General features: G+C 68.3%; 9 protein-coding genes and 1 pseudogene. 7 read left to right on the top strand and 3 right to left on the bottom strand.

The genetic code is table 11. The features are described from left to right. Window positions 1-2: 2 nt before the first annotated feature. The 3 genes and pseudogenes from FXF51_RS09015 to FXF51_RS09000 form a co-directional block, all read right to left on the bottom strand. A complete protein-coding gene (locus FXF51_RS09015; protein WP_148433802.1) occupies window positions 3-1196 on the bottom strand; it encodes an IS30 family transposase in 1194 nt (397 codons plus the stop codon). A 304-nt stretch (window positions 1197-1500) separates the two neighbouring features. Beyond that, window positions 1501-2384 (bottom strand): annotated as a pseudogene (locus FXF51_RS63690) (IS3 family transposase); the annotation flags it as partial. A 48-nt stretch (window positions 2385-2432) separates the two neighbouring features. Continuing rightward, a complete protein-coding gene (locus tag FXF51_RS09000) occupies window positions 2433-4181 on the bottom strand; it encodes a DEAD/DEAH box helicase family protein (protein ID WP_148433799.1) in 1749 nt (582 codons plus the stop codon). Between the two features lie 63 nt (window positions 4182-4244). Here FXF51_RS09000 and FXF51_RS08995 point away from each other — a divergent pair, with 63 nt between their 5' ends. The 7 genes from FXF51_RS08995 to FXF51_RS08970 all read left to right on the top strand — a co-directional run bounded on the left by FXF51_RS08995 (window position 4245) and on the right by FXF51_RS08970 (window position 12138). Next, window positions 4245-5120, top strand: a complete 876-nt coding sequence (locus FXF51_RS08995; RefSeq protein WP_148433798.1) for a phosphorothioated DNA-binding restriction endonuclease — start codon at window positions 4245-4247, stop codon at window positions 5118-5120. A 225-nt stretch (window positions 5121-5345) separates the two neighbouring features. Continuing rightward, entirely contained in the window at window positions 5346-6083 is a 738-nt protein-coding gene (locus FXF51_RS08990; RefSeq protein WP_148433797.1) for an NUDIX hydrolase, read from the top strand. Beyond that, window positions 6080-7198 (top strand): 5'-methylthioadenosine/S-adenosylhomocysteine nucleosidase, encoded by a 1119-nt coding sequence (locus FXF51_RS08985; protein WP_148433796.1) that lies wholly within the window; start codon window positions 6080-6082, stop codon window positions 7196-7198. The genes FXF51_RS08990 and FXF51_RS08985 overlap by 4 nt, the downstream gene beginning before the upstream one ends. Beyond that, the gene (locus tag FXF51_RS08980) at window positions 7195-9216 is read left to right on the top strand and encodes a hypothetical protein (protein ID WP_148433795.1); all 2022 of its coding nucleotides are present in this window, start codon (window positions 7195-7197) and stop codon (window positions 9214-9216) included. Before FXF51_RS08985 ends, FXF51_RS08980 begins: the two co-directional genes overlap by 4 nt. Window positions 9217-9359: 143 nt before the next feature. Next, on the top strand, window positions 9360-9503 hold the full coding sequence (locus tag FXF51_RS60680) for a hypothetical protein (protein WP_187414270.1): 144 nt from the start codon (window positions 9360-9362) through the stop codon (window positions 9501-9503). Window positions 9504-9526: 23 nt separating this feature from the next. Beyond that, a complete protein-coding gene (locus FXF51_RS08975) occupies window positions 9527-10345 on the top strand; it encodes a hypothetical protein (RefSeq protein WP_148433794.1) in 819 nt (272 codons plus the stop codon). Continuing rightward, a complete protein-coding gene (locus FXF51_RS08970) occupies window positions 10342-12138 on the top strand; it encodes an ATP-binding protein (RefSeq protein ID WP_148433793.1) in 1797 nt (598 codons plus the stop codon). Before FXF51_RS08975 ends, FXF51_RS08970 begins: the two co-directional genes overlap by 4 nt. Window positions 12139-12176 lie beyond the last annotated feature (38 nt).

Genomic DNA, 12176 nt, shown 5'->3' with positions numbered 1-12176 from the left:
GTTCAAGGAGTCGTTGCAACACTGCCTGTCAGCAAGCGTAGCTCCTCGTTGAACGCCTCTGCCGGAGTACGCCAGCCGAGGGTCTTCCGGGGGCGGCTGTTGAGCGTGGCGGCGATGGCGTCCAGGTCGCTTCGGCTGTGCCTGCTCAGGTCGGTGCCTTTAGGGAAGTATTGACGCAGTAGTCCGTTGGTGTTCTCGTTGGTGCCGCGCTGCCAGGGACTATGCGGGTCACAGAAGTAGATGTCCAGCCCGGTGTCGATGCGCAGTTGAGCATGCTGGGCCATCTCCGCGCCCTGGTCCCAGGTCAGTGACCTGCGCAGCTGCTCGGGCAGCGTAATGATCGTGGCGGCGATGGCGTCGCGAACCGCTTCGGCCCCGTGTCCGGCGAGCGCCGGGCCGTTCTTGACCCGCTCGCTCTCGCCATGGCCGTCCATCCGGGGCAGGTGCAGAAGCATCGTGTAGCGGGAGGTGCGCTCGACCAGCGTGCCGATCGCGGAGCTGTCCAGGCCGATGATCAGATCGCCTTCCCAATGCCCGGGCACGGCTCGGTCGGCGGCCTCGGCGGGCCGCTGACTGATCAGCACGTCCTCGGTGACGAACTTCTTCCCGCGCTGCCGGGTTCGAGCCCGGGGCACTCGCAGTGCGCGGCCGGTGCGCAGGCAAGCGGTCAGCTCGCGGCGCAGCGCGCCACGGCCCTGGATATACAGAGCCTGGTAGATGGCCTCGTGCGAGATCCGCATGGTTTTATCCTCGGGGAAGTCGACCGCAAGCCGACCCGCGATCTGCTCTGGGCTCCAGGACGTTGCCCAGCGCCGGTCCTGGCGGCGCCCGTGCCGTCGCCCGATCCAGCGGACCTGTGGTCCTTCGATCTCGCGGCCGTCCGGGGCGCGGACCGTGCCGGCCAGCCGGTCCTGCACATACTGCCGCAGCTGATCATTGGCGGCGAGCTTGCACACCTTGGGCCGGCGGGCCTGGCGGTCGGCGTGCCACTGCGCGACCGAGGCCCGATAGTCCAGGCGTCCGCCACGGGTCGCCGCGTTACGCCGCAACTCCCGCGATATCGTCGACGGGGCCCGTCCCAGACTGCGGGCGATCTCCCGTACTCCACGCCCCTGCGCACGCAGCATGGCGATCTCCTCGCGCTCGGCGAACGACAGGTAGCGGCCCGACAGTGCATCCAAGCTGATCGGCGGCATACCGCCACCCTCGCGAAACCACCGAGGCCCCAACGGCATTGACACGCCGCACGCGACAGCCGCCTCCTCGCTCGACAGCCCTTCGGCGATCAACCGCCAGAACCGCTGCTTCTCCTCGCGCCGGTTGACCGGAGGCCGCCCCGGTGACCGAAGCGGCGGCCGACCAGCCTGAATCGCGGCACGCGCCCTTCCCTGCGCCACAACATCCCCCTCGACGATCGAGGTGTTGCGACGACCAGTTGAATCCGCCTTGACTGCCCGCGTCCGAGTGATGAATCAGTCCCGGCCCGGCCGGGTGGCCGGTGCGCTCACGCCGCCACAGGGCCATGTCCAGGGCGTCCAGCACGAGGGTGGTGTGCTTGGTCAGCTAGGCGGCCCAGCCGACGATCGCCCGGGAGTAGATGTCCACGACGAACGCGACGTAGACCACCCCGCACCAGGCGGAAACGTGGGTGAAGTCGGCCACCCAGGTGGCGTTCGGCCGGGAGGCGGTGAAGTCGCGCTGCAGTCGGTCGGCCGCCCGCTCGTGTCCTGGATCGGGCGTGGTGGTGCGGATCTTCTTGCCCCGCCGGGCGCCTTGCAGGCCGAGCCCGCGCATCCGGCGCTCGACGGTGCAGCGAGCCACCCGATGCCCCTCCCGCAGCAGTTGCTGCCAGACTTTGCGGGCACCGTAGACGCCGTAGTTGTCGGTGTGGATGCGCTGGATGTGGGCGTCCAGGGCGGCGTCGCGCACCGCTCGCGTCGAGGGCGGGCGCCTCTTGGCGGCGTAGTAGGTGCTGGTGGAGATGGGGCAGCCGTGCTCGGTCAGGACACGGCAGATCGGCTCGACACCGAACACGTCGGCGTGCTGGTCGATGAAGGTCACGAGTGCGTGTGTGGCCGGTCGAGCTCGGCCGCGAAGAAAGCCGACGCGGCCTTCAGGATCTCGTTCGCCCGCCGCAGTTCGGCGTTCTCCCGGCGTAACCGCTTCAGCTCGGCCGACTCGTCCGTCGTGCGGCCGGGACGGCTGCCCTCATCGATCTGCGCCTGACGGACCCAAGTGCGCAGTGTCTCCGCGGTGCCGATGCCGAGCTTGGTCGCCACCGCGTTGATGGTGGCCCACTCGGTCGGGTAATCCGGCCGCACCTCGGCGACCATCCGCACCGCACGGCGGCGCAGCTCGGCGGGATAGGGGGACTTACCTGGCATGGACTCGATCCTCTCAAGAGATCAAGTCTCCACCGAACCCGGGGCGATTCACGGGAGGCCGGCCCGGGTGAAGCGGTCGGCCATGAAGCGGGCGTGGTCGATGCTCACGCAGAAGCCGAGGGCCCGCATCCGCCCCACATCACCCACTTTGCGGTGCAACGTCTCCAGGACCACGGCGGCGCGGCGATCGTTGCCCGTGTAGACGTTCGAGAGCTGGCCGACGTCATATCCCTGGCCCCGGCGCCAGCCGATCCGGCGCAGGTCGGTGCCGTCGTGCACACCGAAATACTGGAACGGGGCCAGCAGCCCCCGCTCCAGCGCCTCCCACAGGCGCAGCTCGGCGGCGATCCGGCCGCCGAACCAGTGCTTGATGTCCTGCCCGTCGGCACGCTCGGGGGTCGCAGTCAGGCCCAGGAGCACCTTCGGCCGCACTCCGGTGAGCAGCTTGCGATACGTGGCGGCCTCGGCATGATGGAACTCGTCCACGATCACCATGTCGAAGCGGTCCGGCTCCGCCAGCGGATTGGCCTGCAGGGTCTGGATCGAGGCGAACACGTGCCGCCACTGCTCGGGCCGGGCGCCGTCCACGTACAGCTCGCCGAACGTCTCGTCCCGCAGCACCTGCCGGAACGTGAGCAGGCTCTGCCGCAGGATTTCCTTGCGGTGGGCGATGAACAGCACCGACTCTGCCTGCCCGGCCATTCGTAGTCGCCGGTAGTCGAGCGCGGCGACCACGGTCTTGCCGGTGCCGGTGGCCATGACGACCAGATTGTGCCACCGGTGGTGGATCTCCCGCTCAGCGGCGAGCTCGTCGAGGATCTCGCGCTGGTAGAAGTACGGGCGGACGTCCACGTGCGCGAAGTCGAGCACCACGGACCGGCCGCCCGCCCGCTCGGCGGACAGGGCGCGGTCGAGCCGCCCGGCGTCGTGCGCCGGGTCGTAGGGCTCGAACGACGGATCGCCCCAGTAGTCGTCGAACGTGGCGGCGAACGTGTCGATCAGGTGCGGCTGCTCCGCCTGGGCGAGCCGGACGTTCCACTCCAGCCCGTGGCTGAGAGCGGTGCGCGACAGGTTGGACGAGCCCACGTAGGCGGTGGACAAGCCGTTGTCGCGGCGGAACAGCCAGGCCTTCGCGTGGAGCCTGGTCATCCGGGTGTCGTAGGAGACGCGGATCTCGGCGCCCATCGCCGCCAGCCGGTCCAGGGCCAGGCGGTCGGTGGCGCCGATGTAGGTGGTGGTCACCACCCTCAGCCGGCCGCCGCGCTGGAGGAACTCCTCGATCGCCTCGGCCAGTACCCGTACACCGTTCCACTTAGCGAACGCGCACAGCAGATCGACCTGGTCGGCGGAGGCCAGCTCCCGCTTGAGTTCATGACCGATCTCTGGTTGGCCGCGCCCGTTGACCAGCAACGCACTGCCGGTTAGGGGGACCGCCGGTCGCGGTGGAAAACGCACCTGCCCACCCGCGTCCCGGCCTTTGGCGATACCCAGCAGCTCTTCCGCGGCCTCCACCATCTCCTCAGGGGAGGCGGCCTCGGGTACCAGGTCGCCGAGGAGATCAGCGACCCGATTGACGATCCCCACCTGCCGAGCCAGTCGCACCGCGTCGTTCTCGCCCCGTACCGAGCGCAGGGCCCGCCGGGTGAGCGCGGCCAGGTGCCGGGCCAGAATCTCGTGGGAGTCGGCAAGGTCCAGGGAACGCCGGTCGATCAAATCACGATCGGACACCGCACGCAGCAGGCGATCCAGCTCACGAGTGACCAGATGCTGATAGACACCCGGCTGAAGATCGCTCACCCGGCGACTATAGGGCGCGGCCCGCCCCCGCGACAGGCCGGAATCGCCTTACACTGGCCGATCGTGGACTGGATCGAGCGTATCGCCGAAGTCCGGCGCTGGAGCAGAGGCGGCGAGCGTGCCCCGCACAAGCCGCTCCTCCTCCTGTACGCCCTGGGCAACTTCCAGCGGCACGGCAACGGTCCCATCCCGTTCAGCGCCGCCGAGGCCGAGCTGAGGAAACTGCTCAAGGAGTACGGCCCGCCGCGCGACACCAGCCCCGGCTACCCGTTCCACCATCTGACGAACGACGGCCTCTGGCTGGTCGAGACCCGCCACGGCCTCGGCAGCCCGGGCCCGGAACTGGGCCGCCTGCGCGACAGCGAGGCCGCCGGCCGTCTGCATCCCGACCTGGCCCGCGCGCTGGCGGAGGAGCCCGGTCTGCTGGGGCGGATGGCCCGCTATCTCCTGGATGCCAACTTCGCGCCGTCCCTGCACACCGACCTGTGCCTGCTGGCCGGCTTGGACCTGGAGACGCTGGAAACCCTCACGGAGACCAAGAAGCAGCGCGACCGGCGCTTCCGCGACCGGGTTCTCATGGCGTACGAGTACTGCTGCGCGTTCTGCGCTTACGACGGCTGGCTGGACGGCGCGGTGGTGGGCCTGGACGCCGCGCACGTGCGCTGGTGGGCCTTCGACGGTCCCGACGACGTGGCGAACGGGCTGTGCCTGTGCGCGATCCACCACAAACTGTTCGACAAGGGCGTCATCGGGCTGACCGCGGAGCGCGCCATTGCCGTCTCGGCCCGGTTCGTCGGCCGCTCGCAGTCGTCCCGGGACATGGTGCTCTCCCTGGCGGGCAGGCCCGCCCGACGGCCCCAGCCCGGCTTGGACGAAGTTGAGCAGGACCACATCGGCTGGCACAACCACCAGGTGTTCCGCACGCCCGCCCGAGGTTGAGGTCACTGGCTCCGGGATCTGGGACGCGCAGTCGGTCGGCTCACAAGCCGAACGTCCGCGACGCCTGACACCGAATTGTCGGACGGGCAGCGTACCGTCACCGGCATGCCCACCCAGGAACGCCGCGCAAGCGGACAGGCGTCAGCCCCAAGCCTTGCGAGGGGATGGCGAAGCTTACCGCGCCGCTACTTTTTGTCAGTCTGACAAAAACCTAGAGTCGGGTGCATGAGCGACGATCGATGGGAGCCGCCCGCCATCCTGCTCGCCGTTGACCTGGTGATCCTCACCTTGCGCGATTCGCGCCTGCACGTGCTGCTCGTCGAGCGCGGCATCGAGCCGTACGAGGGCGCCCAGGCGCTGCCGGGCGGCTTCCTGCAGCACTCACAAGAAAGTCTCCTCGTCGCGGCTCATCGCGAACTGGCGGAGGAGACCGACCTGAGCGTCGAGACACTCCGGCTGGAACAACTCGGTGTCTACGACGACCCAGGGCGGGACCCGCGTGGCCGGGTGGTGAGCGTCGCCTTCCTGGCCATCGCCCCAAGGCTGCCCGAGCCGACCGCCGGCACCGACGCCGCCGACGCCGGGTGGCAGCCCGCCGATCGGGTGCTCTCCGGTGAGCTGGACCTCGCGTTCGATCACCGGCGCATCGTCACCGACGGCGTCGAGCGTGCCCGCGCCAAACTCGAGCACTCCGCGCTCGCCACGGCCTTCTGCGGGCCGACGTTCACGATCACCGATCTTCAGGACGTCTACGAGGCGGTGTGGGGGATGCCGCTCGACCCGCGGAACTTCTACCGGAAGATCAAGAAAACCGACGGGTTCATCGTCCCGGCCGGTTCGGCGCGCAAGGCCGCGACCGGGCGACCGGCCCGGCTGTTCCGGGCAGGGCCGCGCGAGGTCCTGTACCCCCCGATGATCCGCCCCGCCGAAAACTCGCCGAACGGAAAGGAGCCGGCGCAGTGAGCCCTGTTGTGATCCTCACCGCACTCGACCTGGAATACCAGGCGGTCCGCGAAAAGCTGACCGGCCCGCGGCTGCACCGGCACTCCCAGGGCACCCTCTTCGAGGTGGGCCGGCTGGCGGCCGGCCGGTGCGAGGTGGTCCTGGCGCACGTCGGCAAGGGCAACCTGTCCGCGGCGGTGCTGGCGGAACGCGCCATCGCCGAGTTCCGGCCGGCCGCACTGCTCTTCGTCGGCGTGGCCGGCGCGCTGCACGCGCACATCGCGCTCGGCGACGTCGTGGTGGCCACGCACGTGTACGCCTTCCACGGCGGCACCAGCCAGGACGACGGGTGCAAGAGCCGTCCCCGAGTCTGGGAGACCTCGCACGCCGCCGACCAGATCGCCCAGCACCTGCACCGCACCGGCGCCTGGGCCGGGGACCTCGACCCGAGGCCGCAGGTGCACTTCGGGCCGATCGCCGCGGGGGAGGTGGTGCTGAACTCCCGGCTCTCCGAGCACGCCCACTGGATTCGCGAGCACTACAACGACGCGCGGGCGATCGAGATGGAGGGCGCCGGCGTGGCACAGGCCGGCCACTTGAACCGGGCGCTGCCGGTGGTCGTCATCCGGGGCATCAGCGACCGGGCCGACGGCACCAAGGAAGCCACGGACCGCGAGCAGTGGCAGCCGCGCGCCGTGGCCAACGCGGCCACGTTCGCCGCGGCTCTGGCCGAGGAACTGTCTGCCGAAGAACCCACGACAAGGAGCTCTGCCATGCCCGAGACGAACAGGAACATCGCCAAGGGAAACGCGCACGTTGGAGTGCAGGCCGGCACCGTGCACGGCGGAATCTGGATCACTCCGGAGACGTCCCGGCCGGCGGACCTGCCGGAGGCGCTGGCGGGGTTCCGCTCCCGGCTGTGGCAGGCCTGGGCGGACGGGCACCTGGACGAGGCGACGTACAAGGCGGCGGAGGCGGAGCTCAGCGCGGCCGACCAGGCGCTGGAAGGCGAGCTGCCGGATGGGAGGAACACGCTGACGCTGGCGCTGAAGAAGCTGCGCGGGCTGGTCGGCGACGTGGCCGCGCTGGCGGCGGAGCTCACCGCCCTCATCGCCCTAGCCCAATCCCTGTCATGACGGAGCCAGGGCATCGTGTCGAGAACGTGGCCACGGACTCCCACATCGGAGTGCAGGCGGGCACGGTGCACAACGTCACCGTCTACGAGATGGATCCGCGGGACTCGCCCGAGATCACGTTTCGCAAGGGTGTCTCGTTCCTCAAGGGCCGGATGCCGGGGCCGGCCCGCCGGCTGATCAGCGACGCCATGGTCGGCTACGCCACCAACGAGGTCTACTTCTACTGGTTGCTCGCCATGGTGAGCCGCCGGACGCGGCACGAGCTGACCAAGGACGAAACCTGCCAGCTGCGTGACAGGCATGCCACCATGGCGCTGCGGGGCGAGGATTCGTGGCGGGACGGCGTACGCATCATCGATCGTCTTCTGGAGTCGGCGGGCAAGGCGGAGGACGACATCCGCGTCGTGGTCAAGGACCTTGACGCGCTCCGCGAACCACAGCGCAGCTTGATCCTGGAGCACCTGGAGCTGTACCTCGACGGTCCCATCGAGGACCATCTGTGGCACCGGGCGCTGTCCAAGGCCAAGGCGGATCAGATGGCCGAGAGGCGCGAGGACCGGATCTGGAAGTTCTTCCACCCGTTACCAGCCAGGCCTCTGCTGCGGGAGCCTCAGCCACCTGACACACCGGCGAAATGCTGGGTCCGAGCGGTGGCATCGGCGTTCGTCCTGGTCGCGGCGACAGCCAATCTGGGGCACCTGATCCTGCAGAGCGGTCGCGCGGTGGTGATGGTCGCCTATGTGCTGGGCCTCGCCGGTGCCTCGGTCGGCATACGGGACACCGTGCTCTGGCGCCACCGCGTCGTACGCCGTCGTGCCAAGGACCGGGAGTATCGCGTACGCCAGATCAAGTTCGAGCGCGAATTCGTCGCTCGCCGCGCCAAGCAGCACCCCAAACGTAAGGCCAAGGCCGAGCGCGGCAATTTCGCGAAGAAGGCCGAGCACCGGATCAATCACTATTTCGCCAAGTACGTTCCTCCGGGCCTGGACCGTGACCAGTGGGCAGCCGAAACAGAGGGCATACGCCGGAGCCTGCGCGACGAGCTCACGGAGGTCTATGGCGAGACCCGGACCGGAGTCGAGAAGATCGCCTGGCTCATCCGGCACCGGGCGAGCCAGGCCGCCACGCGCCGCAGGAAAGGCACGTTGTGGAGCTACCGTCGGGAACTCACGACTCCCCGCTTGACGAAAGCACGGGCGATACTCGGATTCCTCACCCTTGCAGGCGCGGGCGGCTGGGCCGCTGCCGGCATCGTGCCGGACGAGCCTCTGTCTGCGACCGGCACGCTTCTCCTCCTGCTGATCTCCGGGTGGTTCTGCGCCCGTACCTGCCTGCACATCGTCCTGGAGCGTCGCCGGTACGCCGCCGACCGGGCTGAAACCCTCTCGGCCTACCTGGATGACCTGGAGGCCCTGGCCAGGTGGCGGGCAAAACTGGAGGACAAGCCAGATGACGAGAAAATGGCGACCTGGCTGGACTGCGACCGCAAGGTGCTCCTGGAGGAGGCGTTGCGGCATTACCGGCTGACCATGAGCGGTGTCATCGCGCACGCCTTCATCGAGGCTCCCGCCCGGGGGAGTGAACGCGCGCGACTGCGTGGAGGGCCGTGGCGATACAAGAAGTACCAGCTCCTGGTCTTCCTCGTCACCCAGGAAGGGGTGCGCCAGTTCACCGCCACTCTCGACTTCTTGAAGGGCACCTTCCACAACCGGCAGCGGCTCAACTACCGCTTCGAGTCCGTCGCGTCCGTAAGCGTCAAGCAGTCGGACGACGGCGGACGCGATTTTCAGCTCGCGCTCGTCAACGGCAATCAGATCAGTGTCGAGGTGAACTCCGGGATGGAGGAACTACAACTGGGAGAGCGCCCCGGAGCGGTGTCCGAAGTATCGCTGGACGCGGCGGGCCTTCCTCACACCCTCCATGTTCTGGAGGCGATCGCCGCCGAAGGGAAGAAGTGGGTCGATCAGCGAGAGCTGCGCACAGGGAACCTCTCGGCCGCTCTGGACGATCCCGAATAGGCGAGCTCAAGCGCTCGGGCGTGCGGCTTCCTTCGGCAGTGACCTGGTGCTTATAAGACCTGGAACTCCGCCGGTCTCGTGGCTACTCTGCAACAGAGTGTGGTGATCGGTTGCGAAGCGTCACTGGAGGAGCTGGAGGTCCAGTGGAACAGCGTGACGCGCAAAGCCTTGCCGACATCCTGTCGGTCGCGCCATGGATGGAGCTCGAACAGTATGTCGACCACCTGCGGGATCGGGTCGATGCGGCCGTTCTGGCCTCACACGGGCGGCCGCCGTACCCCTCCTGAGCGGCACGAAGGTTCAGGTGGGCGTGGTGATCGTCACCAACACCGGCGAATCGGTCGGGCTTGTGACGAGGGTGTTCGAGCACGAGCTGACCAGCACCGGCGACACGGCCAGGGAGTTCTTCGACAATCTCCGCAGGGTGCACGGCACCTCGAACCTGGCCAGCCGCGCCCTGATGCTCTTCGGCGAACGCAAGCTCCTGCTCGCCCAGGAGGCTGACTGGCGGATGATTCACGGGGAACTGGTTCCCTTCGAACTCCGTACGGGCCTGAGTCATCCGCGGGAGAACCTGCCGCCCGTCTTCGATCTCGTCCGCCACTACATCAAGGACCAGCGGTTCATCGCGGTCAGCGAAAGCCCCGAGGACCTGGACGTGCTCAACGCCGGCATCGTCCTGGAGCCGGGGGAGTTCATCGAGTTGCGTACGCTGGCCGACGACCTTACCGGTTTCCTGGACGGTGACGAGAGGTCGGGAGGAGCCAAGGCGCACTTCGACCGTATGAATCAGGCGAATTTCCGGGCCTTCATCGCGGAGGTGGGGCCGGAGGTCGCCATTCTGCTCATCAAGGCCGGGCATCGCCCGTTTCTCGTGGAGTGCCACCGGGAGCGGGTCGAGGAGGCGGCGGCGCTCTTTCTCGCCGACGCGCTCTGGACGCGCGGCCTGCCGGACACCGGCGCGCCCGTGACCGCGCGCGGCTTTCCTTTCCACATCGACCTCGCCGACAATGTGGCCCGCACGATGTTCAAGGCAGGAGAATTCCGGACGTTCATCGAAACGCGCTTGATGGAACTCGGGGTGGAGCACGGACTCACCGATCTGGACCCACGGAGGACACGAGGATGAGCTCGGACACCGAGGTCGAAGCCGGGGCCGAAGAACCACTGGAAGAGCCGGAAGCCCAGCACGACGCGCCTGCCGCCGCAGAACAGGAGATTCCCGCCGAAGACCTCGAGGCCGCCGAAGCCAGCCTCGCCCGATCGCTGATCACCCTCGGCTTCGTCGCCTTCGACGGGCCCGGAACGGACAACACCAGCAGCGGCGTCATGGTCTCCGAACAACTGCGCCGCCATTTCCGCCGTGACGCCTACGTAGGCGTCAATGACACCGAACAAGGCATCACCTTCCTCGGACGCGTCGTCGAAGGCCCCTTCCACAGCCCGCACGAGATCGGCCCCGATTCGGCCATCAGCCGCACCACCCTGCTCCATCCGGAACGCACCCAGTTCCGGCCCACCTATTACGCCGCAGGCACGATCGAGATTCTCGGCGAGGTCACCTCTTCGGAAAGCGTGCTGCCCACCTCGACCCGCCCCCGGCCGTACTCCCAGGTGTTCATCTATCCCAGCGACCGGCTGCGCCGGATGCTGGGCATCGAAGGCGACATGCAACTGGGCTCCCTGCTCGGTTACGACGACGTGAGAGTCGAGGCGGATTCGGCGAACAAGGGCTTCCTGCCGCGTAACGCCGGCATCTTCGGCACCGTGGGATCGGGCAAGTCCAACACCACTCAGGTACTGATGGAGGAGGCCATCCGGGCCGGCTGGGCGGTCGTCGCCATCGACGTCGAGGGCGAGTACGTACGGATGGACCAGGGGAACGACGAGCCGCACCTCGCGCACCTGCTGGAGGAACGCTTCGACGAACGGCGTCCGCGCGGCATCCCCGACTTCCGGGTGTACGTGCCGAACGCCGGCATGACGGACGCGCCCGACCCGTTGCCCTTCAAGGTGCCGATCGCCGACGTGCCCGAGGAAATCGTCGCCGACGTCCTCGAATGCAGCGAGCCACAGGTGAGAATGTGGGGAGCCATCACGGGCCAGGCCCGGCGCAACGCGGAGAAGGCCTCCGGGCCAGGCAGGATGGGTGCCCTCGCCGCCCCCGCGCCGCCTCCTCCCGCCCGCCCGTACGACCTCAGCGACCTGATCGACGGCTTGCAGGAGGACCCGACCACCGGTGGTATGCCCCTGCTTTCGCGAATGATCGCTTCGACGGAGAAGGCCACCGCCTCCACGCTGAGGAACAAGCTGTACAAACTCGGCAGGTCCGAGATGCTCGACTGGCGGCCCACCAGGAACACCCCGTACCTGGACGTGGACGAGCTGCTCGTGGAGCGGCGCCTGAGCGTCTTCGACGTGAGCGAGACCAACGACAGCGCCCGCAACATCGCCATCTCCTTCCTGCTGCAAGCCCTGTTCGACCGGGTGATCGCGGTCGCTCGCGGCGAACCCATCGGCAAGGACGGCCGGCCGCGACCCCCGGTACTGGTGGTGATCGAGGAGGTGCACACGTTCGTCTCGCGGGCCAGTGCGGGCAGCATGCGCGCGGTGCTGGATCAGTTGCAGGTCATCAGCCGTCGTGGCCGTAAGCGCTGGATGGGGCTGGTGCTGGTGTCGCAGCAGCCCGGGCATGTGCCGGAGGAGTTGTTCGAGCTGGCGAACACCCGCTTCATCCATCAGCTCAAGTCGGCCGGCAACCTCGCCCCGGTACGGGCCACCACGGGCGGCGTGCACGAGGCGCTGTGGTCGACGGTGCCTGCGCTGGGGCAGGGGCAGTGCCTGCTGACGGGCTCGGTGTTCCGCAACCCCGTCTTCGTACAGATGCGTCCAGCCCGCACCCGACGCATGCATACAGCATGACGAAACTGCCCACGGCCTCATCCCGGTCGTCCTAGCTG

It is taken from the genome of Nonomuraea sp. PA05 (assembly GCF_008086045.1).
GTDB classification, from domain to species: Bacteria; Actinomycetota; Actinomycetes; order Streptosporangiales; family Streptosporangiaceae; genus Nonomuraea; species Nonomuraea monospora.
Note: the sequence above shows the minus strand (reverse complement) of the source record. Positions and strands in the feature narration are given on the sequence as shown.